This window comes from Arthrobacter sp. S41, from assembly GCF_004320535.1.
In the GTDB taxonomy this organism is placed as follows: Bacteria; Actinomycetota; Actinomycetes; order Actinomycetales; family Micrococcaceae; genus Glutamicibacter.
In genome coordinates, this window is sequence record NZ_SIHY01000001.1 from 2,315,651 (window position 1) to 2,340,356 (window position 24,706).

Here is a 24,706-nt window from a genome sequence, read left to right on the forward strand (position 1 = left end):
ACAGGTGGCGTACATTCCCTAAGGAATGCACGCCACCTGTTGATCAGAAGGTGAGTCTAAAAGACTTACTTCTTTGCGGCAGCAACAACCTGCAGACGCAGGTTTGCAACAACGTCAGCGTGAACGCGAACGGTTGCGGTGTAGTTGCCAGTCGACTTGATGTGGTCGTTGACCTCGATGTTGCGCTTGTCGATCTTACCCAGACCGGCTGCCTCAACGGCGTCAGCGATATCGGTGGTCTTGACGGTGCCGAATAGGCGTCCGTTAGAACCAGCCTTGATGGTGATCTTAACCGGCTGGGACTTCAGCTTAGCTGCAATTGCCTGAGCATCCTCAAGGTTTGCAACGGCGCGAGCAGCACGCGCAGCCTTGATCGACTCCACCTGCTTTTCACCGCCCTGGGTCCAGACGATTGCGAAACCGCGTGGCAGAAGGTAGTTACGGGCGTAGCCGTTCTTTACCTCAACAATATCGCCAGCAGCACCGAGACCGGATACTTCGTGAGTCAAAATGATCTTTGCCATGATGTTATATCCCCTCTTCCTTAGCCGCGGCCTGCGCCGGAGTAAGGTAGCAAGGCTACTTCACGTGCGTTCTTGATTGCCTGTGCGATCTTGCGCTGTTCCTGAACGGAAACGCCGGTCACTCGACGAGCGCGGATCTTTCCACGGTCAGAGATGAACTTGCGCAGCAATGCAGTGTCCTTGTAGTCGATGACGGTGATGTCAGCGGCCTTCAATGGATTGGACTTTGGTTTGGGCTTACGGATTTCAGCCTTAGCCATCGTGGAGCTCCTTAGGTTTGGAGCCCGCAGAGTGATCTGCGGGATGGTGAATAAATAATTTTTAGAAAGGTGGTTCGTCTGCGCCTGGGTTACCCCAGCCGCCACCGTTGTTTCCGCCGGTGCTCCATGGGTCAGCGGCTGGAGCGTTCCAGCCACCACCCTGTTGCGGCTGCTGCTGACGCGGCTGCTGCGCTGGGGCACCTTGCTGTGGTGCGTTGGAGAATCCTCCACCGCCACCATTGGCATTGCCGAAGCCACCGTTGCCACCGCCGGAGCGCTGGGTACGGGTAACCTTGGCGGACGCAAAACGGAGTGATGGGCCGATTTCATCGACTTCAAGCTCCATTACGGTGCGACGTTCGCCTTCCTTGGTGTCGTAAGAACGTGAACGCAAACGACCCTGAGCCATGACTCGCATGCCCTTGGTCAGCGTTTCAGCAACGTTCTCTGCAGCCTCGCGCCAAACCGATGCACGCAAGAACAGGGCTTCCCCGTCCTTCCATTCATTGGACTGGCGGTCAAAGGTGCGAGGAGTCGAAGCGATCGTAAAGTTCGCTACGGCTGAGCCGGACGGCGTGAAACGCAGCTCCGGATCGGCGGTCAGGTTTCCGATAACGGTAATAACAGTCTCGCCTGCCATTGACTCTCCTTAAAAAGATTGAACGTTATTTCTTACGACTGAAGGTTTGGCGTAATTAAACGCGAGCCTCTTCCGGGCGGGTGACCTTGTGGCGCAGGATCAGTTCGTTGATCTTAAGCTGACGCTCAAGCTCAGCCGAAGCTGCTGGTTCTGCGGTGTAGTTCACCACTACGTAGGTGGCTTCTGCTTTCTTCTTGATCTCGTAAGACATCTTGCGACGTCCCCAGACATCAACCTTTTCGATAGTGCCACCGTTGGAGCGGACAACCTCGAGGTACTTCTCGATGGTTGGCTCTACGGTGCGGTCATCGACCTCTGGATCAATGAGGACCATAAGTTCATAAGCACGCATGTGAACCCACCTCCTTTGGGCTAAACGGTCGCGGTATTTCCGCAACAGGAGGTTCTTGCGTTATCTGAGCACCAGACACCCAACATTCGGGCATGCGGTTGCACAGACTTATCTAGTTTAGCCCAGAGTTGCTCTGAGCTGTAGTCATGGTGGTGCACATCATGACAAGGCTGACTTTCTCCGGGTTTTAGCTTTGCTCCTTAAACGCCAAACCAATCCGGCGAGCGCCCTCTTTGAGATTTTCTTCGGAGACGTGGCCAAAGGAGAGCCTGAGATGCCGTGCAGCGTCGGTGCCCGGTCCGCTGGGGAAGAAGGCACCTTGCTGGTAGTCCACACCATGGCTTTTCGCGGATTCTGAGAGCTTAGCGGGATCGATCCGATCACTGGCGATTCGGGGCCATAGGAACAGTCCTCCGTCCGGAATTTGTACTTCCAGTCCTCCCTGGGTCTCGACCTCGATGGCCGTTGCGAGAATCTGAGCTCTGTTGCCATAGGTGGCTCGCGCCTTGTCGAGGGTTGCATCAAATAGAGTCTCATCGCTGGTCAACGCCTCCGCAACGATACTTTGCACCAACGTTGAGGAGTGAGAATCTTGCCGGCTTCGCAACGCGGAAATATCTGACTTCAGCCAGTTCGGCACCACAAGCCAACCTAAACGCAATCCCGGGCCAAGCGTCTTGGTGAAGGTGTTGATGTGAATGACGTTTTCAGAGTCATTAAATTCTCGGTGTGATGCACCTGCTGACCCAAAGTAAAGCTCGCGGTATGGGTTATCGGCCAAGAGCACAAAGCCATAGTGGGCGGCCAAGTCAACAAGTCGTTGCCGGTCCGCCTGCGAAAGTGAGCCTTGCGTTGGGTTGTGGAAGTCTGGCACTGTATAGAGCGCCTTTGGCCGTGCGCCAGCGCGCAGTTGGCTTTCCAATGCGTCCAGATCTAGTCCTGCGGCCCCTACCGGAATCGGCAGGATGTTGGTAGTAGCCAGTTCCAATCCGCGCAGGAAAAGTGGAAATATCGGGTTGTCTACGGCAACAAGATCTCCCGGATTGATCAGTGCCTGGATAGCCAGCGACAAGCCGTGGAACCCTCCATTGGTGATGATAATGCGATCAACCGCAACCCCTTCGCGAGCAGCTATCCACTGGCGAAGTTCGGCTATTCCCTCCGTTCTTGAATACTGCAGTGCTGGGACTCCGGATCTGAACAGCACACGTTCCGTGGCGGCAGCCAACTGGGCCACAGGAAGAACGTGAGGGTCAGGAATGCCACCTAAGAGTTCGATGGAATCAGCGCGAGGACTGCGCAGGGTCGCATCACCAAACCCTTGCGGTTTGGAGAACCGTCCAACGAGTTCCGAGGCAGGTAGTGCGGTAGCGGTTGTCATGCGATGGCTCCTGCGTAAATGTGGCTTGGGCTCTGTTCCTGGACACCTTGGGTGACATCACCACGTGAACTAGGAACGGAGGAAATAAGGGTTTGGGTATAGCTATGTTCTGGATTCTCAAAGATCTTCTGCGTCGTTCCGCTTTCCACAACAACTCCACGACGCATGACCGATACCGTGTCTGCCACCTGACGAACCAAAGCTAGGTCGTGGGAGACAAACAAGTAGGTCAACGAGTGTTCGCGCTGCAAAACTGCTAGCAGGTCAAGAATGTCCGCCTGAACGCTAACATCCAGAGCTGAGGTTGGTTCATCCAGCACGAGAATCTCAGGACGCAGGCTCAGCGCTCGAGCAATGGCCACACGCTGGCGTTGCCCTCCGGAGAGTTGGGCTGGACGGCGGGAAAGGAAAGATTCATCCAGCCCGACTTCTGCCAGAACCTCGCGTACTCTTACCTTCTGCTGCGCCCGCGATCCATATTTCAGCCGGGCCAATGGTTCTGCGATGATCTTGGCTACCGACCAGGCCGGGTCAAGTGAGGCAAACGGGTTCTGGTAGACCAATTGCAGTTGGCGCCTGGCTTCGCGCCAATCTTTGGTACTGCGCTTAGTTAGATCCTGCCCGGATAAGAAAATCCTGCCGGCAGTAGGAGTTTCCAACCCCACGATCATCCGTACCGTGGTGGTCTTACCGGACCCCGACTCACCTACCAACGCATGGGTACTGCCCCGTTTGACCTCAAAACTGACCCCGTCAACGGCCTTCACCAATTCAGCGGAGTGGCCAAAGTGTCGTACTACGTCTTCAACGTAGATCGCATCTTTCTTGTGCGCACTTGAGTCGTTTAAGGGCCCACGAGCATCTCGATAACGCTCGGTATTGAGTGACGGAACATCTGCGAGCAATTTCCTCGCGTATTCGGTTTGAGGATTTTCAAAGATCTGTGAGGAGGTGCCAGATTCCTGAACCTGACCCTGTCGAAGTACAACCAGATGATCCGTGCGCTGTGCTGCAAGCGCTAGATCATGGGTAATCAGCAGAAGCCCAATATTCAAAGAAGTACGCAACTCATCAAGAAGATCCAAGATGATTTTCTGTACCGTCACATCCAGCGCCGAAGTTGGTTCATCAGCAACAATCAGTGCAGGCCTAGGCAGCACCGTCAGTGCGATCAGCACCCGCTGCAGCATGCCACCCGAGAGCTGATGCGGGTATGAGTCATAAACACGTTGTGGTTCCGGCAGACCTACCTGTTCAAAAGCTTGAAGAATAAGTTGCCGCTGCTCTTTGTTATCCGTCACGCCAGTCAGGCTCGCTGCTTCATGAGCCTGCGATCCGATAGTTCGCACCGCGTTAAGTGCCGTGCCAGGATCCTGTGGAATGTAACCCAATTCGGTGCCACGGAACTGGCGTAGGCCACGTTGAGACAGCTTTAGTAAGTTCTGCCCCTCAAAAATAGCCTGACCTTCCGCGTGGCCGAGACCTTCCGGAAGCAACCCCAAAATGGCCTTGGTAATCGTTGATTTCCCAGAACCAGACTCACCGATCAATGCCAGCGCCTGACCTCGCCGTAGCTGAAAATGTACATCCCGAACAACCTGGTTCGAGCCGTACCAAACGTTCAGGCCATCGACCTGTAGCAAGAGGTCCTCTGACTCGGTATGACTTTGATTGACCATGTCCTTATCTCACTTTCTTGAGCCAACGACTGATTCGATTGACCGATAACACCGTGGCCACGATGACTGCAGCTGGGGCGTAAATCAGCCATGGAGCGGTGGGATATTCCTTGCCTGAAGCTACGAGTAGTCCCCAGTCTGAGGACGGCGGTGGGTCACCATAACCAAGGAACGCTAGTGAGGCGATCACCATGATGGAGGTTCCAAATTGCAAGATCGCCAGAACTAAAACTGAACGCCCTGCATTGGGGAGCACATGAAAAATCAGCGCCTGTAACCGGTTTCCACCAGAGAGGAATGAGGACTCCACAAAGGCGGCACCGCGAATCTTGATAACTTCTGCGCGCATCAGTCGGCCAAAGACTGCGATGGCCGAAACACCGGTGGCAATGGCTGCATTGATGGTCTGAAAGCCGAGCGAACTGACAATGACAACGGCCAGAAGGAATCCGGGGATTGCCAAAAGCACGTCAACAATTCGTCCCAGGGCGGAGTCAACCCATCCACCAAGGAAGCCCGCTAGAAGTCCAATCCCGCTCCCAACAACCAACCCAATGATCACCGCAGCCAGTGCGCTACTAACCGATGAAAGCGACCCATAAACGACTCGGGTGAAGACATCTCGGCCCAGGTAGTCGGTTCCGAACCAATGGTGCAATCCGGGCGACACTAGTTTCGCTGAGGTATCCCCCAGCTCCGGACTATGCGAGGTAAAGAGGGACGGGAATGCGGAGAAGAGCACCGCAAAAACAATCACCGCAAAGGACAGCAGAACGCTGACCGGTAGTGAGCTTCGATTGCCGGAGGGTGTGCTCTTAGTTTCCAAAGCTGTTTGAAGCTGAACAATCCCAGTCATGAAACTACCGCTTTCTTCTTCTTGGTAACGGAGGTTCTTGGATCCAGCAGCGGAACACTCAAATCAGCAATCAGGTTCACCAGCACAAAAACCACGGCAGAAAGCACCACAACCGCAAGCAAGACTGGCTGGTCACCGGCTCCCACTGATCGCTGCACCAAAGTGCCCACACCGTTACGTCCGAAGATCGTTTCGGTGATCACCGCTCCTCCCAACAGCTCACCAATGAGCAGCGCCACCATGGTCACTGAGGGTAAGGCTGAAGGCTTAAGCAGATGCTGGGCGAAGACATTTACTCGACTCAATCCTCGGGATCGAGCGACCAATGCGTAGTCCTGACGTGCTTCAACATCAAGACTCGAAATCAACACTTCGGCTAACGGTGCGCTGACCGGAATTGCCAGGGTGAGCGCAGCAAAGAAGGTCGCAACTGGAGCATTCGGTTCGGTGATGGTGAATGTGTGCAAGGTAAATCCAAAAACACTGATCAGCACCAGCCCTATGACGAAGTTCGGAACCGAGAGGAAAAATGAGGGAACGGATCGTAAAATTCCTGCGGCGCCCGAAGGTAGTAAATGCACCCCTACAGCAATCGCCACGGCAAGAACGAGCGCTAATATCAACGCGGTCAAGGCTAAGAACGTCGTTGAAGGCAACGCGTCAAAGACAAGATCCGTTACCGGCAAACCGGATTGCAAAGAAATCCCCAAGTCGCCGGTGACAAAGCGGCCCAAGGCCAGCAACAGCTGGATCAGCACGGGCTTATCCAGCCCGTAAAACGCCACGATACGAGCAATGTCTTCCTCACTGAGCCCAGACTGCGGGTCGTGCAACGCGTTGGTGATTGCGTCCCCAGGCAGCACGGACACAACAATAAAACTCAGCACATAGGCCAGGAAGATGACAAGAACTCCCTGCCCCAAGCGGCTAAGCACCAGATTTCGATAACCAGATAACCGCACGCTCACTGTGTAACCCATGCAGTGTAGAAGTTCGCGTAGGCCAGACCGTTGTACTGAATACCTTGGACCTTTGGGCTGCTCAAGTAGAGCCGCTGAACAAGCTGGACCAGCGGAATGAAGTACGCCTGATCCAAAACATACTTCTGTAGTTCGTTAGCTACCTTTGCCCGGTCTTTACGGTTTTTGGCCTGGGCAATCTGGTCGGAGAGCTTGTTGAGCTTTTCGTCGCTGTCTCCAAGCTTGAACCAGTCCTCGCCGCCATTCCGGTTAGTCAGGATCCCCGCGACAGTACCGACGTCAACAAAACTACGAGAGGTGTGAAGCAAAGGTGGCTCGTTGTTCTGCCACGCTGAATAGTTGGCAACATCAATGACCTTCAGATTTAGCTTGATGCCCACCCGTTGTAGTTGCTGAGCAATCAGCTCATCCATCGCCTTATCTGATGGGACATAAGGATTTGCAGCGATAGTGATCTCAAGAAGCTTTCCATCTTTATGCCTGAATCCATCAGATTCCAACGTCCAACCATCTTTTTCTAGACCGTCGGTTGCTTTTTTCAGGTCGAAGTTGAAGTGGTCAGCAAAGTCGCCTGCCTCGGGAACAGTGCCCTGAATAAACGTCGAAGCCGCTTGCCAGTCCTGGGTATAAATCGTGGAGAGAATCTCTTGGCGGTCGATACCGTGCTGAAGCGCCTGACGTACGCTGGCTTGGTTGGTCGGGAAGGTTTGAGTATTTACTTGGAAGCCATCGACGAATCCCAAGTAACGCGGAGTGGAAACTGAGAAGCCCTGAGAGATGAGCGAATCAATTTCCTGAGGTTCAACATTGAAGGAAACATCGGCTTGGCCCGACAAAACCGTGGAGGTACGAACCGAAGCGTCCCGAACCACCTTGTAGGTCAGGGTATCTAGATAGGCTGGGCCCGAATATCCGAGGGCTTTGGGTCCCCAGGCGTAGTCCTCGCGACGCTGCAGGACGTAGCTTTCTCCCTGTTGCCAGCTCTTGAGCATAAATGGTCCAGAACCAATATTCTTGGCAAGATCTGCTTGTTCTTCGGTGCTGCTCTTCAGCGTGGCCGGCGCAAGTAAGATGCAACCGTGGTAGCCCAGGGTTGCAATAAATCCTAGGGTCGACGAAGAGAAGCGGACCTTAACAGTGGCTGCATCCGTAGCTTTGGCCGATTCAAAACTGGCCGATGGGAACAATCCGACCTTGGCGATACCCCGATCAGCATCTCCCACGGCCCACGCATTGATGTTTTCGACTACTGCCTTCGCATCCACCGCGGTGCCGTCGGAGAATGTCACGCCTTTCTTTAGATGTAGAACAAATTCGGTAGCATCCGAATTTTCATCCCAACTTTCAGCAATCCACGGGTTCACGTCACCCTTTTCATTGACATAGACAAGCTTGTCCGTCAGGTGCCCCCACAGGTTGCCTTCGTAGCTGGAGATTGAAGTTTTGCTAGAGATCCATCCAGCGTCAAAGCCTTGGATCAGGAAGGTTAGCGCTCCGCCACGAACTGGGGATGTTGACCCAGTCGATTCAACGTCAGGTTTGTTGCCGCAGGCGGTGAGTATTGCCAATGCTGCCAGTGCGCCGGTTCCGGTGAGGAAACTGCGCCGCTTAACGATAGGTGAGTTCATAGTAAAAATCCTTGGATCAAGTGTGTGAGTGAGATGAAAGTTAGAGTGCTTTGCCGGGGTTGAACAGGGACGAAGGGTCCAAGACATGTTTGAGGTCAAACTGAAGACTGCGGACGCGTTCGGCGAGTTCCCATTCGGACCAGTGCAGCTTGACGTTGCCTACACCGTGTTCGCCGGTGATCGTTCCGCCTAGCTCCAGCGTCTTTTTGACCAAGGCATTGGCAGCCTGTGCAAGTGATGGCGGGGCCTGGTTGGAGATGTCGGCCTCGTCGCGGTTTTGGGTAAGAAGCGGATGTAGATTTCCGTCACCGGCATGGGCTACCGCGGAGACGCTCACCCCAAATTGGCGTTCAATTTCAGGGAAGAACTCGAAAATGTCAGCCAGCTTGGATGACGGAACGGCGATATCTTCTCCGATATGCCACTTATGCGTGGGGAATCCTCGACCAGAACGGCGCAGCTCCCAGAGCTCTTGTCCTTCTTCATCGCTGACCTCGTTGAGTCGGCCACCCAAGTGAAGGACAATCTTTCGTAAGTCGCGAACCTGCTCATCAATTCCGTAGCCGTCCAGCTCAACGAGCAACAGTCCGGCCCCGTTCTGACGCAACGAGCTGCCTGAATGCTCATCGATTGCCGCCAGACTTGGACCGTCAATAAGTTCAAGGACTGCTGGCTGAACCGTGGAGGTTTTGATCAGTTCCACGGCTCGGGCAGCATCAAGGGTCTGATCAAAAAAGAGACTAAGGGTTCTACGAGCGACAGGGATCGGGAGGATCCGAACGGTCGCCTGAACAACAATTCCCAGGGTTCCTTCTGAGCCGACAAACAAAGAGACTAGGTCAAGCCCGGTGACACCTTTCAGCGAGCGGTGCCCGATGGAGATCAACGAACCATCTGCGAGCACTACCTGCAAAGACAGCACGGACTGGCGGGTCACCCCATATTTGGCGCAACGCATCCCGCCGGCGTTGGTAGCGATATTTCCGCCGATGGAGGAGATGGCGGCACTGGCAGGATCCGGGGCGTAGAACAATCCCAACGGTTCCAAGACTCGGTTCAGATCCCCATTCAGGACTCCCGGTTCAACAACAGCGACACCGTCAGCAGCTGAGATCTCGATGATCTGATTAAGCTTTTCAGTGCTCAATACAACTTGTGATTCAGTGGCACTGGCACCGCCAGACAGCCCCGTTCCTGCACCGCGCGGAACGACGCTTAACCCGTGCTTCGCAGCCGCTGCGACAATTGTTTGCACCTGCGATGCCGAGGTTGGGAAAACGACTGTGGGTCCTTGTTCAGGATGATCTGAACGCGTGGGATCCGCGGTTCGGTCGTGGAGATAAGGAACAGTCGCTGCTGATCCTGCCACAACCTCAATTTCTGAGTCATGGGTCAAAAGCTCGTCGCGGAACTTTTGGCCCGCCTGTTGGTCAATCTCGAAAATTACGTGGCTCAATGTTGGACTCCGATGGAAACTGTTTGCTTTCCACCGAGTATTGATGATCGAAATTTCCAATGATGCCTTTATGACCGGCGACGATGCTAGAGCTCATTACAAGGTCACGAATCGACTCTATGTCGTGAATGAGACGGAGTCTCAGGTCAACAAAACGACATATACTTCGTTGCTTTACGTACTAATCAACGAGCTATTTCTCCAGTCTTCACAAGTTTCCTGTTGCGTGTTAGCCGTCGTGGTTGGCCGATTTTTAGCCTCTGGCCAATGATTGAGCTCAGCATTCAGATCTAGTGGTGGTGCACGTTTCTTGGGGCTTGAAGCATGTCGCAGCTGTGGCTGGACTACCTATTTGGAGTCGATGGCTCGTTGCAGTCGTTGCCCAAATACCGGCACCAGTGTGCTCATGTAGGTGTCGCTGATGTGGTGCTTATCCCGGTAGATCAGGACGTTGCCAACCACCGCTGGGCAGGTGCCGTTCACGCAGAACTGGTCGCTGAAGTCCAAGACTTTCACTCGCGGTTCCAGTTTGGCAGCGGCCTTGGTGGCATCGCCCTTTTCGTAGGCGCCCTTTTGCGGGAACGAGCAGGCTTGCGGGTTGTTAATGTTTTGCTCCACGCAGTCCCTGGCGTAGGAATCTTTCGGAGGCCGCGGAGTATCAACGATTGCGTAAACCGGCTTTCCGGCGTCCTCGAGTTCAGCCCAGGCGGCAGCTAAACCCTTTGCTGGATCAGAAACAAAGGTGGATCCACCCCAGCTTGAGGTCACTACCGCGTCGATGTCGTTCCGCTTGGTCAGCGCATCCATACTCTGCTCAAAGGTCTCTTGGCAGTTAATGCTTCCGTCTTGATCGGCTTTGCGTTGAGCAGCGTTAAAGGGACAAGAGTTCTTCAGGTAAGTGACTACTTTCCACCCCTTACTCAGTGCGTAGTCGTTCAGCGCTTCGAACCAGTGAGCCGCGTGCGAGTCTCCCACCAACGCCACGGTGAAGGTCCCGTCCTTGCTCCCGAACTCGCATTCTTTGATCTGCGTCGACTGTGGATTCTGCACACAACTACCGATGTCAGGCAGGTCATTGGCGGCTTCCGCGGGAACCGGGACTACTTGGTGCTCATCGGTGATAAAGGCAGGAGCACCGTGCGACAGGGATGCTGCGCCAAAACCCTCGGGAGGTTTCTCGGCCAGTGCTGCTGCCACGCGCGACTCCTGTTGAACCATGCGTTCTTGAGCCAGGCCAGGAAGTAGTGCCACCGAAGCGGCCACAGCAACCATGGCCACCCCGGCGACCAATGACCGTCTCGGAGAAACTGCCAAGAAGCGAAGTCGGCGCATCGGAGTTTCCACGATTTTTAGGCTCCCCCATGCCAAGATCAGGGACCCAGCCAACAGCGCAAGGGATTGCAAGGGTTTTGGTTTGCCACCGGAGAGTTCGGTGTAAAAAACGATCAGTGGCCAGTGCCAGAGATAAAGCGAATACGAGGCGAGACCAACCCACTGCACCGGCGCCCAATTCACGAGCTGGTGCAAAGAACCTGGGCCACGGGTACTGCCGGCGGCAATGATTACCGCACAGCCCAGCACTGGCACGGCTGCTGCAATGCCGGGGAAGACCGTTGCGCCGTCATAACTAAAGGCGGCGATACCGATGGCCATCAGCGATAGTAGTACCGCCAGATTCCGTGTGGACCAAGCGGTGACCCATCGTGGCAGACGAAGGGCATCTTTGGCATGTGCTTGCGCACCCAACGCCAGCAACCCGCCAATGGCCAACTCCCAGATTCGGGTGGTGGTCAGGAAGTACCCGGCGGCGTCCCCCGAGTATCCGGCGTACACCGAGTACCCCAGGGATAAGAGTGCCACCGTCCCAAAGACCATCCACAGCCATCTGCGGCGAGTGGCAAATTGATCCGAATGTGATCCGGGAAGGTTGGGCTTAACCAGCCAGCACACCGCCAAGATCAACAATGGCCAGAACAGATAGAACTGTTCTTCAACTCCAAGGGACCAGAAGTGTTGCAGCGGTCCTGCCGCTTGTTCGGCGGCCAGATAGTCAACAGAATCAGCGGCCAGCACCCAGTTCTGCACGGAGAAGGCTGAGGCCAATGCCTGGGTACCCAGTGTGCCCCACTGGGTCTTCGGCAGGATCATGACCCCGGCCGCCACAACGACGAGAATCACCAGCATGGCGGCGGGCAGGATGCGTCGAGCTCTACCGGCAAAAAACGCCGACAGTTTCACTCGTCCGCTACGTTCGGCTTCGCGCAACAGGTGGGAGGTAATCAGAAAACCAGAAATGACAAAGAAGATGTCTACGCCGATATAGCCGCCCGGGACCACGTTGGGCTCCAGATGGTAGGCAACCACTAGCAGGACTGCCAGCGCACGGAGTGCTTGGATTTCTGGTCTGAAATTTTTGACCTGCACGGAATTCGAACTCATATTGTTCGATCTGACCAGTTCGGGATGAACAGCAGGTAATCAAACGGTATCCGCGGAGAAAACTACTGATGGGAAGCTTAGCTATCTTCGTCCCTGCTGGGCACGGACAGTGGATATTTGGCATCCAATTTGGGATCAAGACTCAACCGCATCAACGCGTCAAGAAGGACCTTGCCAGCGCCCCAGTAGATAGGAATGATCAGCCAGACGTACCAGCCGACTCCTCCCGCTGTGCCTAGGATGACGGTTCCAAAGGTAACCAAAAGACCTACGCCACGGAAGATCATCATGATCCCCTGTTTGATTGAGTCTCGCCGTTCCTGTTCGATACGAGTTCTGGATTCAAGCCCTTCAACAGCTTGGGAGAAATTGGGCGTTTGAACGCTTTGGAATAGTTCACCAACTTGTACGTCCAATGCCCTGGCTACAAGCGAGATTGACTCCAAGCTGGCATCATTGCCGGCTTCAAGTCGTTGAATAGTTCTGACAGTAATTCCGCTCTCTTTGGCCAGTCGTTCTTGAGTCCAGCCCTTAGTGCGGCGAAGTTCTGCAACCCGTGATTCATTCATGGCATAAAGCTATCGATGAAGTGCACGAAAGCACCATGACATTGTCACGACAGTCGCACGACTGTTTCCCGACAGCGCACGACAGATTGCTAAACAGGCTACTGACCTGTCCTGATGGAATATTCCAAACAGGGAATACTATTGTTCTTGCCTGTCGCAGGTTATTTCGGAGGAACGACTTCACCGTGGACATCAATTGCGCTGTTGCTTTTCGCGAATAAGGTCCAAGGCCAGGACAGAACCGATAATTGCTTGGCGATGTTGTGTGCTTAACTCGCTGGCCAAGTGCAAGGCATACGTCGATTTACCCATCAGTGCGTTGCCCATACCTGACCATTGACGAGTAACGGTGCCAAGTACGCCCTGGGAGTTGGTGATCTGGAAATCAAAATCCCAGATGCTGCCCAATAGATCCAGTTCTTCGCCAAGCATTGAAATGGTGACGCGCGTTTTGAAAAACGTGATCCGCTTGACCAAGCTCGCCAGCGGAGCGTCATTTCCATCAAAGATTTCAAAGCGGTCGCGGCCCATGGTCATGGTGTCCTTGACCTTAATAACCGGTCGCTGTGGTCCGTCAAAGACCGTCAGCTCACGCGCACCAGCAAACATCCGTCCCAGCGTACTTCCGCCGGTTTCGACATGAGCAACCTGCATGCCAGCGGCGTCAAGGATCGCAAAATCATTTTTCGAGAAGTTTCGGGTCTGTTGAAAAATGAGCATATCTTGGGCAAATATCGTCATGCTGATGATTATGCCATTGTGATTCTTCCGCCGATAGCCTGCCGGGAAAGCTCAAGGCCAGCATCGCTGCTGGCCTTGAGCTAGATCGGGATTATGCTCCGAAGAACTGACGAGTCACCTTGGACAGGTACCAAGGATCATCCACGCCACACATTTCACGGGCCGAATGCATGGACAGCAGGGCGACACCTACGTCGAGGGTGCGGATACCCAGACGTGTGGCAGTCAGCGGACCGATGGTCGAGCCACAAGGAACGCGGTTGTTGGATACAAACTCTTGGTAAGGAACTCCGGCTGCCTCGCACCAGTTGGCGAAGGCCGCAGCGCCTACCGCATCGGTGGCGTATCGCTGGTTAGCGTTGATCTTCAACAACGGCCCGGCATTAACCTGCGGGCGGTTGACTGGGTCGTGGCGCTCCGAATAGTTCGGGTGCACTGCGTGGCCTGCATCAGCAGAGAGGCACACCGAATTGGCTAGCGCACGCGCTTGGTCTTCCACCCCTGCACCCAGCGAAGCCTGGATTCGGTTGATCAGTTCTTCAAGGAAAGGACCGCACGCACCGGAGCGTGAGCTGGAGCCCAACTCTTCGTGGTCAAAGGCGGCCATCATGGCAATGTGCTTACCCGACGGCTTCCTCGAATGATCGGTCAGCGCGATGATTCCGGCATGCACCGAAGTGAGGTTATCCAATCGGCCACTGGCGAAGAAGTTCTTGCCTTGGCCAAATACCTCACCACGTTGCGCTGGTGCGGTAAGGATGTCATAGCCAGCTACCTGAGCTGGATCCACGCCAGCCGATTCGGCCAGGACGGCAAGAATATCTGCATCAGCCAGATCCCCGGCTCCGAAGATGGGGTTGGTGTGGGTCTGCTTATCTAGGGTCAAGCCCTCGTTGACCTGGCGATCAAGGTGGATCGCCAGCTGTGGGATGCGCAGGATCGGTTCAGTCTGAGCCAAGTGCTCCGTGCCGTCCTTAAGCACCAGACGGCCGGCAAGGATGAGTTCACGGTCCAGCCAAGAGTTCAGTAGCGGTCCTCCGTAGACCTCTACGCCTGCCTGCCACCAGCCGTTAGATCCGGTGGTCGGCTTGGGCTTGAGTTTAAAGCCTGGTGAGTCGGTGTGTGCACCGAGGATATGGAATCCGCTGGTAGCCGTGGCCGATTCAGGTTGCACCCACGCGATGATCGCACCATCACGAACCACATAGTAAGAACCTGGTCCTAGATTCCACGCATCAGCTTCGTTCAGGCCGGTGAACCCGACAGCGTCTAGCCGCTTCGCAGCCGTTGCTGCCGCGTGGTAGCTGGAGGGTGAAGTTGCGACGTATTCGGCTAGGTCTGCAATGTGGGCCATTGCTGCGGCTTGTGCCATAGCTGGTTACTCACTTCTTTCTGTCATCGTCTTACTGAAATCCAGGATGCGGTTCCCGCCTGAATTCTCGGGTTGCTCTCCAGCTTAGTAGCCCACTGCGTAATTACTAATGGCTCAGTTCCGGCCAGCCCGGTGACGAACCAGCCGGACACCTTGATCTGATGCTTGACTTGGCGCCTTGCGTGGGCAAAGCTGAATGCAGACTTGAAGACTACGAAAGCGAGATCATCATGGCTACATCTGATCAAACTCCGGACCCGGAGCGTTTCCCTGTGGAGCCCGTGGCCGAACCGGGCACGGCGAGGCCAAGCAACTCCCAGCGGGAAGTGCCACCGGCTAAGGAAAAGCTTCCGGCAACCAAGCTGGGTCGTATTTGGACCGCCACGGTCTTAGGCATCATTGTGCTGATCTTGCTGATTATTTTTATCGCGCAAAATCAAGATCAGGTCACCCTGCGCTACTTCGCCTATGAGGGCCAAGTTAACCTAGGGCTGGCGTTGTTCATCGCGTCGATCGGCGGAGCCCTAGTCGTGGCTATCGCCGGGGTTGCCCGCGTTATTCAATTACGCGCCACCGCACGCAAGCAACGCAAAACTAGCAAACGCTAAAAACGCGGATGGCCGCCAAACGTAGGTTCTACGTTTGGCGGCCATTTTTTGCGTTCAGAATCAGTAGTCCAGACCCTGAGACGGGATCACTAGACCCGTTTCGTAGGCATAAACCACAGCCTGCACACGGTCTCGCAAATGCAGTTTGGTCAAAATTCGGCGGACGTGAGTTTTTACCGTAGCTTCTGAAAGGAAGAAGCGGTGAGCGATTTCCGCATTTGATAGTCCTTCGGCGAGCGCTCGGAGCACTTCTTGTTCGCGCGGAGTCAGGTCATCAAGCAAGGGATCTCGAGGTATTTCTTGCTTCTGACCAGCAGCTGACTTACCGCCATTACGCACATAGGTTTCCAGCAGTCGAGCGGTCACCCGCGGGGCAACCACCGCGTCGCCCGAGGCTACCAAACGCACAGCTTGCACTAGTTCTTCAGGGGCTACATCTTTGAGCAGGAATGCACTGGCGCCGGCCTGAAGTCCGGAGAATGCGTATTCGTCCAGGTCAAAGGTTGTAAGAATAATGATCTTGGTTTCCGGATGCGCCTTGGCAATGCGTTCGGTCGCTTCGAGACCGTCCATCTTTGGCATGCGTACGTCCATGAGCACCACGTCAGGTTTCAGCACGGCCGTCTGCGTCAAGGCATCTAACCCATCTGCGGCTTCGCCGACAATGACAATGTCATCCTCGCCTTCGAGAATCAGTCGGAATCCCATTCGTAACAGCGGCTGGTCATCGACCAGCAAGACTTTAATTTTTTCGTCCACGTCTATTCCTTCGCCGTCTTCTGCTTCTCATTGTTCACGCTGCATTCGGGTAGCTTCAGTACCGCTTTAACAATCCAACCGCCACTGGCTACCGGCCCAGCTTCTACGGTGCCGTCAAAGAGCGCTGCGCGCTCACGCATGCCGCGCAACCCTCGACCACTACCAACACTAGGAACTCTGGTGGCGTCCCCGTTGTCCATGACTTCCAGTCTCAGTTCATCACGCCGTCGTTCCAAACGTACTCGCACATCACTGACGTTACGGGCATAGCGCAATGAGTTGGTTAGAGACTCTTGGATCATCCGGAAGACCGTGAGCTGGAAAGTGGTGTCTTCTGGCAGTGCTCCCCCGGTTTGGGTAAACGTAATGGGAAGCCCCGCTGTTCTAAAGCCCTCCAAGAGCTGCTCGACATTTCCGCCGGTAGGTTGTGGCTCCAGCTCACCGGTTTCGGTTTGACGTAGTACCCCAAGCATGCGACGCATATCTGCCAGTGCGGCTCGTCCGGTGCCCGAGAGCTCATTGAGCACTTCGTCGGCGCGGGTTTGATCCCGTTTAGCCACGACGCGGGCACCTTCGGATAGGGCAATCATCACCGAGAGTGAGTGGGCCACTACATCGTGCATTTCTCGGGCAATGCGGTTTCGTTCTTGAACCTGGGCCAAGGTGGAAACCTGCCGTGCCCAGTGATTTAGTTCTGCTTCATGGATTCGCGCATTGCGCACAATCAAGCCAAGTACGGCTGCGGAGATATAGAAGCCGATGATGAAACTTCCGGCAACGCCAATGAGAATCCGGCTGAATGTGGTCTCATCAATTCCGTCGCTTTGATCCAAATCCATGTCGGTCATTTCCGGGAAGCCCATCAATACCATCAGGACCGTTTGAAAACTGGCGGCAAGAATAGCCAACGGAATGGTGCGTTTGGCCGAATAGCTCGTGGCGACCGTGTACAGTGCAATCATCATGCCCACGCCGCCCAGTCCGCCTTGCGGACCGGCAATAACCAGGGCAACACATTCAAAGACGAAGACCAAGATAATCACGGTCATCGGCGCTTTTCGCCGATAGAGCAGTGCGGCGCCTACGGCCAGAGTGACCACCAACAGACCAGTCGCGTTGGTGTCCGGCATTGCTGCCATAATCAGGACGCTAGGCAGCGTGATCAACAAATAGATGACGACGACGCCAACAACCACCAAGCGAGGATGGGTGCGCAAGTAGAGGCGCAACCGTCCCATTCGCTTGGCGGTCAGTGCATCAAAGGAAGCGACAGTTTCCTGCAGCGTCTGTTGGGTCATGATTCCAGTGTAGTTTTCTCTCAGTAACCGCTGATTACTTGATATCTCGCTTGGCAAGCAAGACCGCGCCTAGAGCCAACGGAACAATGATCCATCCGGCAACGCCCAACAGTTGTTGCCACAGTTCTAGATCGCTTGGCGCGCTCAGCGGTGTAGCCAGAGACAGACCCAGCTGGTCTGGCAGGAATGCCGATACGTTTGGTAGCCAGTCCACATATGAGCCAAAGATGGCGGTGATGATCGGCAGGACAAAGAACACTGCGGCCAGAACCGTAATGCCCCCGGCGGAGCTGCGGAGCAAAACGCCAAGCGCCAAACCGATCAGGGCCGCCATGATCACGGCCAAGGTGCCGTACCAGAGCACAGATTGGAATGAAGAACTGCTAAACTCCAAGGTCAGATTGTAGTTTTCAGCGACCGGCTTGGCGATGATGAACGCCAACAGGGTGGAGACTAGCTGCGTGAGACCGGTGAGCACAACGGTGAAGATAATCTTTGCTGTCATCACCCGAAGTCGTTGCGGGCTGGCCAAAAAGGTGCTGACGGCGGACCCTGTGGTGAATTCTCCGCTGAAGAGTAGTACGCCGAGCACTCCGAGAATCAACTGGTTGAAGACCAGTCCGGAGCCCAGCGTTTCGCTGGCAAAGCCTGGCTGGGACATAGTTCCCATGCCTTCCATCTGGCTTGGATCGCTCATGTCTTGAAGCAAAGATCCGATAGCCCAAGTGGCGATGACGGCAATGCCTACATAGAGCACGATGGAAAGGGCAATCAAGATCCCGGTGGATTTCAGCGAGAACATGCGGATAGCTTCGCTGCGCAGGACTCCAGCCAGAGTTACTTTGCCGCGTAGCGGGGTTTGAATCTGAGTTGTCATGGCTATTACTTCCCGCCGCTGTTCTCGGCAACAATGTTCGAGTGGTATTCCACGGCGTCTCGGGTCAATTCCATGTAGGCATCTTCCAAAGTGCGCTGCAGCGGGCGTAGCTCGCTAAGGGCCACACCAGTTTCTAAAGCGCGGCGTCCGATAACTTCAGAATCTGGTCCGGTGACTTCCAGAGTCTGTGCGTCAATCCGGCGAAGTTGCACACCTTGGCTGCTCAGGGCGTTCATCAGCACTTCGATATCGCTCGATTTCACGATGGTCTGAGCAAGGCCGTTATCAATGAATTCACTAATCGGCGCATCAGCCATGATGCGTCCTCGACCAATAACGATCAAATGATCAGCTGTTTGCGCCATTTCGCTCATCAGGTGAGAGGAGATGAAGACGGTTTTGCCGGCGGCGGCCTGCTGTCGGGCTAGGTTTCGCACCCAGGCAACACCTTCAGGGTCCAGTCCGTTCACTGGTTCATCCAGGATCAAGACCTGCGGGTCACCTAGCAGTGCGGTTGCAATGCCAAGACGTTGCCCCATGCCCAAAGAGAAGCCGCCGATCTTCTTGCGGCGAACCCCAGTTAGTCCGGTCAATTCCAAGACTTCGCTGACACGGGAGCTGGGTAGTCCGGCCGTGGCGGCGATCGAACGCAAGTGCGAGGAAGGAGTCAGCGATTTATGTACTGACTTTGCCTCTAGCAGCGTGCCAACCTCGGTGATTGGATGTTTTGATTTTTTAAAGTCCCGGTTATTAACCAGCACCTGGCCTTGGGTAGGCGCGGCCAGTCCCACGATCATTCGCATGGTGGTGGACTTGCCAGCCCCGTTGGGGCCGAGGAAACCGGTGACTTGTCCGGGTTGGACGGTGAATGACACCTGATCTACTACGGTTTTGGAACCGTAGGTCTTCGTCAACTGCTGTGCCTGGATCATTTAACCAGCCTACGAAAAATACAGTTGCATTGAACCGCTCAGAGTGCTGATCTTTGTCTCCCTCCAAAGGGTGAGACCGCAGCCAGATAGCCAAAAGGGCATGCACCAGATGGTGCATGCCCTTCTCTAGGTTTTACTTTGCTGACTTCCAGTTTTTGATACCAAACTCGCGCTTGAGCATGGCTTTGGCCCCGAGGAATCCGCCCATGCCGTGAACCGATGGTCCCGGAGGGGCTGCGGAGGAAATCAGATACAGTCCCTTGGATTGTAAGTACCACGGGTCCAGCGAAATTCGTGGGCGTTTGATACTGCCCAGAAGATCCATGGTGCCGCCAGAGAGATCTCCACCGATCAGTGCTGGATTCTGCTTTTCAAGTTCTTGCGCGTTGACCAAGTGTTTTTCGTGGATGATGTCAGAGAACTCGGGGGCCGCCCGTTGGATCATCGTTTCAATCGCTTGACTCATATCTGCGGGTGAGTTCAGCGGAACGTGGCAATAAGCCCAGATAACGTGCTGGCCAGCAGGCACACGTGAGTCATCAAAGAGTGAAGGCTGGGCCACGATGGTAAACGGCTTTTGCGAGCCAACGCGTGCCGCGGCACGCTCTGCTCTGCCGACCTGCGCTGCACTTCCACCGAGATGCACGGTGCCTGCCGTTGCCAGTGCCGGGTCGCTCCACGGCACGGGCTCAGAGAGCACAAAGTGCACCAAGCAACTACCCGGCGAGCGCCGGGTGGCGCTCATAGCGCTAGAGAGCTGATCCGAAAGATGACCTGCGCTGAGCTTTGCGGCTTCTTCGGCCGAGGTATCAAAAAGAATGTTCTGTGCTGCCAGATCATCAATATGGTTCACTCGTACACCGGTGTGAATTTGCGCGCCATGAGCCGTGGCTTCGGCTGCTAACGCATCGCTGATAGCTTGGGAGCCACCTCGTGGGATTGGCCAGCCTTTGGCGTGCGCGGTAGCAGCTAGGAACAACCCAGCTCCGGCATTGGCTGGCCCTCGTGATCCACCGGCAACGTGAGCCGCGCATCCGGCATACAAGGCGGCAGCCCGCTCGTATTTGCTGGAGCGTACGTTCTTCAACGCCATCCCGCCCAGCGAGCTAAGCGCAAAAGTGGCCAGTAACGATGGGTGAGAAGGGACTTTGAGCAGCGGGTTCAGCAAGGTATCGCTGAGCGAGTCGATCTGCTCAACTAACGGGGCAATTAGCTTTTGATAGTACTTCCCGTCCTCGCCGCCCAGTTCTTGCACCGTGCGGTCCAAGTCCTTGTAGGCATAGGCTGTGCCCTGATCAAGCACATGGGCGAAGGAGAGCTCCGGGACAATGAAGTCCACCTTGTTGTGAACACCCAATTCACGCATGGCCTGAGATTGAAGCGCCATCGGATGCACGGCGCTACCCAAATCAAACTTTGCTTCAGAGCCATCCAGACTCTGGGTTCTGGCAGCACCGCCAATAGTTTCATTAGCTTCGTACACCTGAACGTTCAGTCCAGCCCGAGCCGCCACAGCGGCGGCCGCCAGCCCGTTAGGACCAGCACCGATTACGGCAACGTCAATCACTGTTGGCTCCCTGCAAATTTTTTAGTTTTCTTTTCCCCCGGGAACAATCCGCGCAGGGTAAATCGGTCTGGTGCACCAGCGAACTCTCCGGCCAACGGATCCAATTGGCCAACGGCACGGATTGGATCTCGTCGTGGGTCCAGAATTGAGCGGGCCACTAAATACATCAAGTACGCGAGCATGAGCATATGCGCGGCCACAAGGAAGACGTACCCGGTTTCCGGGAAGGTCTTGATGGGATCTTCCGCGGAGAACGAGTCCAGATAGTTCCAAAGCCCGTAGAAGTGCGCTATTTCCACCAGCATCCAGATCACAAATTCTCTCCAGCGTGGCAAGGCCAGAACGAACAACGGGATCAGCCACACGATGAACTGCGGTGAGTAGACCTTGTTGACCATGACAAAGGAAGCAATGATCAAAAATGCCATGGAACCTAGCCGTGGGGTCTGTTTAGCCAACAGCCCCAGCAGTGCCACCCCTACGCAGCACAGGAAGAAGAGGATCAGCCCGTAGCGCGAGATCTGGTCCGCTTCAAAGATTGGAAGACCAGGGTTCTTGCCTGCCACTACATTCCAGGCGTGCCAGAAGCTAGAGAAACCCGCACCACGTTCTGAGGAGAAGTTGAAGAAGTGCATAAACGAGTCTGGGAAGGCCAACGCATATGGAAGGTTTACCAGAACCCACGTGGCAGCCGCAGTACCGGCGGTAACCCAGAAAGTTTTGAATTTCCCGGTGCGGACGGCTAGAACCAGTAGTGCTCCAAGGATAAAGAATGGATAGATCTTCATCGCCGCGCCAAGCCCGATCAGGACTCCGGCAAGTACCGTGTGCTTACGCGCAAAGGCAAGCATGCCTCCGGCTAGCAGGGCTACAGCCCACATGTCCCAGTTGATGCTTCCGGCCAGGATGATGCCCGGGGCAATGGCGATCATCGCCGCATCCCATGGTCGGCGTCCGGTCATACGCACGGTGCAAATCACGGTGAGCATCCACAAAATCGCGACCAGCAAGAGATTGATGTCGAAGTACATCAATGAGCGGTTAGCCACCGAGTGGGGAACAATCGAAGCCACGGCGGAAGCCACCGCGCTCATTAGAACCGGGTATTCAAATTCGGCACCGGAACTAAAGGGTGCCCAAGGATTATCGGCAAAGCCGCGAGCACCAAATAGTGGCACCCAGTCGCTGTAGCAGGCATAAACGTAGGGATTATTGCCACCCCAACCGCTAACTCGGCAGGGGTTCTTGGCCAGCAGCATCAGCAATGCTCCCACGGTGGTCATCAAAATGATGACTCTTTCCACGCTGAAGAACCCTGGATCTACTCGTCCGGGATCACTGCGCCGTCCTAAGGGACCACCGATGAGTGCGGTGAATTGGCGAAGGAAACCGTCGGCCCGTGATGGCACGGTGATACGCAGAGGTCCACGCTTGGGTGGTGACTGGTTAGGCTCGTGCATACTCTCCAGCCTAAATGCTTTGTCCTTGCTCACAGCTTTGAACACCAAAGTTTCATCCCAATACCTAGTGCCGACGATGTTCGAAGCGGCAAAAACTCAGTCATAAGATTCACGTAAACCGCTTGCTGACCTCACATTCAGCAAATTTGCAGGTGATTACACCGTGACTTCACCCCTCGTTTACCTAAATACTCCCGGCTAGTTAACTAAGGCCCATAGCGTCGTATTTGTGAACGAAACCAATCAGCCAAGTGCCATGGCGATCATCCCCGCACGGGGAGGGTCCAAGGGCATCCGGCTCAAAAACCTGCGTGAGATCGGCGGCAAGTCGCTGCTCGGTCGAGCCATTGAATCAGCAAAGGCTGCGGCGACTGTCAGCGACGTCGTGGTCAGCACGGATCATGAACAGATCAAAGCCGAAGCACTTCGTTACGGGGCGCGAGTTGTTGACCGACCGGCAGATATCGCCGGGGATACGGCCAGCAGTGAGTCAGTCCTAGAACATGTCTTGGCAAACACCAACACGTTGCCAGCGGTGACCCTGTTCATTCAGTGCACCAGCCCGTTTATCGACCCAGCCGATCTCGACGCTGCCATCACCACGGTGACCTCCGGGCGCGCTGAGGTCAGCTTCGCAGCAGTGTCCGACCACGGATTCCACTGGGGACTTGATGAGCAGGGCGAGGCGGTGGCCATCGGGCACGAAAAGCTGCACCGCCCACGCCGCCAGGACCGCGAACCACGCTTCCTTGAAACCGGAGCGTTCTACGCGATGGAAACCGCAGGCTTCTTAGCTGCCGGACACCGGTTCTTCGGCCGGGTTCGAGTCCATGAGGTTCCCGCCGAACACGGTATCGACATTGATACCGAGGCAGATCTCAAGCTCGCCGAACTCAGCGTCACCGATGAGCCGGCACCGATCGAGGTTGACGCTGTCATCACCGATTTTGATGGTGTGCACACCCCGGATACCGCCTATGTGGATGAGCACGGCACCGAATCCGTTCGTGTTTCACGCTCCGATGGAATGGGCGTGGCTCGGCTTCGGGCCGCAGGAGTGAAGTTCCTGATCCTCTCCAAGGAGGCCAACCCGGTGGTTGCCGCCCGTGCAGCCAAACTAAAAGTTGAAGTGGCCCACGGTATCGAGAATAAAGCCGAATACCTGGCCCAGTGGTTGGCCGATGAATCGATCAACCCGGCACGAGTGGCCTATGTCGGCAACGACATCAATGACCTCGGCGCCATGAAACTTGTTGGCTGGCCCATTTCCGTGGCCGACGCCAACAACCAAGTGCACCAAGCTGCACGCCACCGCCTGACCCGCAAGGGCGGCTATGGGGCGGTGCGAGAACTAGCAGAGCTAGTGATCGCGGCACGCTCCACCACAAATTTCCCAAGTTTCACCCAATGAAAGGCAAGTCAATGACCTCCGTGACCACCGATATCAAGCCAGTAGCCATCGGCGAATCCCAGCTCGGCGCAGGCCAGCAGGTCTACGTCATCGGCGAAATCGGCATCAACCACAATGGTGACATCGAAATCGCCAAGCAGCTGATTGATGTTTCGGCTGAGGCCGGCGCCAACGCAGTGAAGTTCCAAAAGCGCACCCCGGAAATCTCCACCCCCACCGATATGCGTGACAAGATCCGCTCCACCCCATGGGGCGATATGACCTACCTGGACTACCGCTACCGCGTTGAGTTTGATGCAGCTCAGTACAAGGAGCTCATCTCCTACGCAGCTTCCAAGGGTCTACACGCTTTTGCTTCCCCATGGGACGTTCCTTCGGTTGAATTCATGGAAGAGCAGGGTGCAGTCACCCACAAGGTAGCTTCGGCATCGGTCACCGACATCGAGCTGCTCAAGGCCCTGGCAGAAACCGGCAAGCCAATCATTCTCTCCACTGGCATGTCCACCATCGAGCAGATCGACAAGGCCGTTGAGACCTTGGGTACTTCCAACCTGGTCATGATGCACGCCACCAGCACCTACCCACTGCCTCCAGAAGAGGCTAACCTGCGCATGATCGAAACCCTGCGCGATCGCTACCAGGTTCCAGTGGGCTACTCGGGCCACGAGCGCGGCCTGCAGATCTCGCTGGCAGCCGTGGCACTGGGCGCTGTGACCGTAGAGCGTCACATCACACTGGACCGCACCATGTGGGGTTCGGATCAGGCTTCCTCACTTGAGCCAAAGGGCTTCGAGTCGCTGATCCGCGACATCCGCATCCTCGAGCAGGCCATGGGTGACGGCGTGAAGAAGGTCTTCCCAGGCGAGTTGGCTCCACTGAGCCGCCTGCGCCGCGTCGACGCATAATCTCAGTTCTCC

At 55.4% G+C, this 24,706-nt stretch carries 23 protein-coding genes; 3 read left to right on the plus strand and 20 right to left on the minus strand.

Going from position 1 to position 24,706, the window contains the following annotated elements; translation table 11 throughout:
- Positions 1-65: 65 nt before the first annotated feature.
- The 14 genes from rplI to EYR88_RS10700 all read right to left on the minus strand — a co-directional run bounded on the left by rplI (position 66) and on the right by EYR88_RS10700 (position 14,877).
- Positions 66-524: a 50S ribosomal protein L9 gene (gene rplI / locus EYR88_RS10635; RefSeq protein WP_131089615.1), complete on the minus strand. Its 459-nt coding sequence runs from the start codon at positions 522-524 to the stop codon at positions 66-68.
- Between the two features lie 20 nt (positions 525-544).
- The gene (gene rpsR, locus EYR88_RS10640) at positions 545-784 is read right to left on the minus strand and encodes a 30S ribosomal protein S18 (protein WP_013350683.1); all 240 of its coding nucleotides are present in this window, start codon (positions 782-784) and stop codon (positions 545-547) included.
- A gap of 61 nt (positions 785-845) precedes the next feature.
- A complete protein-coding gene (locus EYR88_RS10645; protein WP_131089616.1) occupies positions 846-1,424 on the minus strand; it encodes a single-stranded DNA-binding protein in 579 nt (192 codons plus the stop codon).
- A gap of 55 nt (positions 1,425-1,479) precedes the next feature.
- On the minus strand, positions 1,480-1,776 hold the full coding sequence (gene rpsF, locus EYR88_RS10650) for a 30S ribosomal protein S6 (RefSeq protein ID WP_060703203.1): 297 nt from the start codon (positions 1,774-1,776) through the stop codon (positions 1,480-1,482).
- 187 nt (positions 1,777-1,963) lie between these two features.
- Positions 1,964-3,157 (minus strand): PLP-dependent aminotransferase family protein, encoded by a 1,194-nt coding sequence (locus EYR88_RS10655; RefSeq protein ID WP_131089617.1) that lies wholly within the window; start codon positions 3,155-3,157, stop codon positions 1,964-1,966.
- A complete protein-coding gene (locus EYR88_RS10660) occupies positions 3,154-4,836 on the minus strand; it encodes an ABC transporter ATP-binding protein (protein WP_131089618.1) in 1,683 nt (560 codons plus the stop codon). The genes EYR88_RS10655 and EYR88_RS10660 overlap by 4 nt, the downstream gene beginning before the upstream one ends.
- Before the next feature lie 4 nt (positions 4,837-4,840).
- Positions 4,841-5,692 (minus strand): ABC transporter permease, encoded by an 852-nt coding sequence (locus tag EYR88_RS10665; RefSeq protein ID WP_131089619.1) that lies wholly within the window; start codon positions 5,690-5,692, stop codon positions 4,841-4,843.
- Positions 5,689-6,660: an ABC transporter permease gene (locus EYR88_RS10670; RefSeq protein WP_242632522.1), complete on the minus strand. Its 972-nt coding sequence runs from the start codon at positions 6,658-6,660 to the stop codon at positions 5,689-5,691. Before EYR88_RS10670 ends, EYR88_RS10665 begins: the two co-directional genes overlap by 4 nt.
- Entirely contained in the window at positions 6,657-8,300 is a 1,644-nt protein-coding gene (locus tag EYR88_RS10675) for an ABC transporter substrate-binding protein (RefSeq protein ID WP_131089621.1), read from the minus strand. The genes EYR88_RS10670 and EYR88_RS10675 overlap by 4 nt, the downstream gene beginning before the upstream one ends.
- A 40-nt stretch (positions 8,301-8,340) precedes the next feature.
- On the minus strand, positions 8,341-9,756 hold the full coding sequence (locus tag EYR88_RS10680; RefSeq protein WP_131089622.1) for an FAD-linked oxidase C-terminal domain-containing protein: 1,416 nt from the start codon (positions 9,754-9,756) through the stop codon (positions 8,341-8,343).
- A 348-nt stretch (positions 9,757-10,104) separates the two neighbouring features.
- Positions 10,105-12,195 (minus strand): acyltransferase family protein, encoded by a 2,091-nt coding sequence (locus tag EYR88_RS10685; protein WP_131089623.1) that lies wholly within the window; start codon positions 12,193-12,195, stop codon positions 10,105-10,107.
- Positions 12,196-12,272: 77 nt separating this feature from the next.
- Complete coding sequence (locus EYR88_RS10690; protein ID WP_131089624.1) at positions 12,273-12,764, minus strand: helix-turn-helix domain-containing protein; 492 nt, start codon at positions 12,762-12,764, stop codon at positions 12,273-12,275.
- Between the two features lie 192 nt (positions 12,765-12,956).
- On the minus strand, positions 12,957-13,505 hold the full coding sequence (locus tag EYR88_RS10695) for an LURP-one-related family protein (RefSeq protein WP_131089625.1): 549 nt from the start codon (positions 13,503-13,505) through the stop codon (positions 12,957-12,959).
- A 91-nt stretch (positions 13,506-13,596) separates the two neighbouring features.
- The gene (locus EYR88_RS10700; protein WP_131089626.1) at positions 13,597-14,877 is read right to left on the minus strand and encodes a M18 family aminopeptidase; all 1,281 of its coding nucleotides are present in this window, start codon (positions 14,875-14,877) and stop codon (positions 13,597-13,599) included.
- A gap of 230 nt (positions 14,878-15,107) precedes the next feature.
- On the opposite strand from EYR88_RS10700, the gene EYR88_RS10705 reads away from it, so the two are divergent.
- Complete coding sequence (locus EYR88_RS10705) at positions 15,108-15,485, plus strand: LapA family protein (protein ID WP_131089627.1); 378 nt, start codon at positions 15,108-15,110, stop codon at positions 15,483-15,485.
- A 60-nt stretch (positions 15,486-15,545) separates the two neighbouring features.
- Here EYR88_RS10705 and EYR88_RS10710 read toward each other — a convergent pair whose 3' ends face one another.
- From EYR88_RS10710 to EYR88_RS10735, 6 genes are all read right to left on the minus strand, one after another.
- Positions 15,546-16,250, minus strand: coding sequence for a response regulator transcription factor (locus EYR88_RS10710; protein WP_131089628.1), 705 nt, complete (start codon positions 16,248-16,250; stop codon positions 15,546-15,548).
- Entirely contained in the window at positions 16,247-17,542 is a 1,296-nt protein-coding gene (locus tag EYR88_RS10715) for a histidine kinase (RefSeq protein ID WP_131089629.1), read from the minus strand. Before EYR88_RS10715 ends, EYR88_RS10710 begins: the two co-directional genes overlap by 4 nt.
- Positions 17,543-17,576: 34 nt before the next feature.
- A complete protein-coding gene (locus EYR88_RS10720) occupies positions 17,577-18,419 on the minus strand; it encodes a hypothetical protein (RefSeq protein ID WP_131089630.1) in 843 nt (280 codons plus the stop codon).
- Positions 18,420-18,424: 5 nt separating this feature from the next.
- Positions 18,425-19,351 carry an ATP-binding cassette domain-containing protein gene (locus EYR88_RS10725; protein WP_131089631.1) on the minus strand — a complete coding sequence of 309 codons (927 nt, stop codon included), beginning with the start codon at positions 19,349-19,351 and terminating at the stop codon, positions 18,425-18,427.
- A gap of 133 nt (positions 19,352-19,484) precedes the next feature.
- On the minus strand, positions 19,485-20,918 hold the full coding sequence (locus EYR88_RS10730; RefSeq protein WP_131089632.1) for an NAD(P)/FAD-dependent oxidoreductase: 1,434 nt from the start codon (positions 20,916-20,918) through the stop codon (positions 19,485-19,487).
- The gene (locus EYR88_RS10735; protein ID WP_131089633.1) at positions 20,915-22,378 is read right to left on the minus strand and encodes a glycosyltransferase 87 family protein; all 1,464 of its coding nucleotides are present in this window, start codon (positions 22,376-22,378) and stop codon (positions 20,915-20,917) included. The genes EYR88_RS10730 and EYR88_RS10735 overlap by 4 nt, the downstream gene beginning before the upstream one ends.
- 229 nt (positions 22,379-22,607) lie before the next feature.
- Between EYR88_RS10735 and EYR88_RS10740 the strand changes: the two genes are divergently transcribed.
- Together EYR88_RS10740 and EYR88_RS10745 are read left to right on the plus strand one after the other, a co-directional pair.
- Positions 22,608-23,789: an acylneuraminate cytidylyltransferase gene (locus EYR88_RS10740; RefSeq protein ID WP_131089634.1), complete on the plus strand. Its 1,182-nt coding sequence runs from the start codon at positions 22,608-22,610 to the stop codon at positions 23,787-23,789.
- A gap of 11 nt (positions 23,790-23,800) precedes the next feature.
- A complete protein-coding gene (locus EYR88_RS10745) occupies positions 23,801-24,694 on the plus strand; it encodes an N-acetylneuraminate synthase family protein (protein WP_131089635.1) in 894 nt (297 codons plus the stop codon).
- The last annotated feature ends 12 nt before the right edge of the window (positions 24,695-24,706 follow it).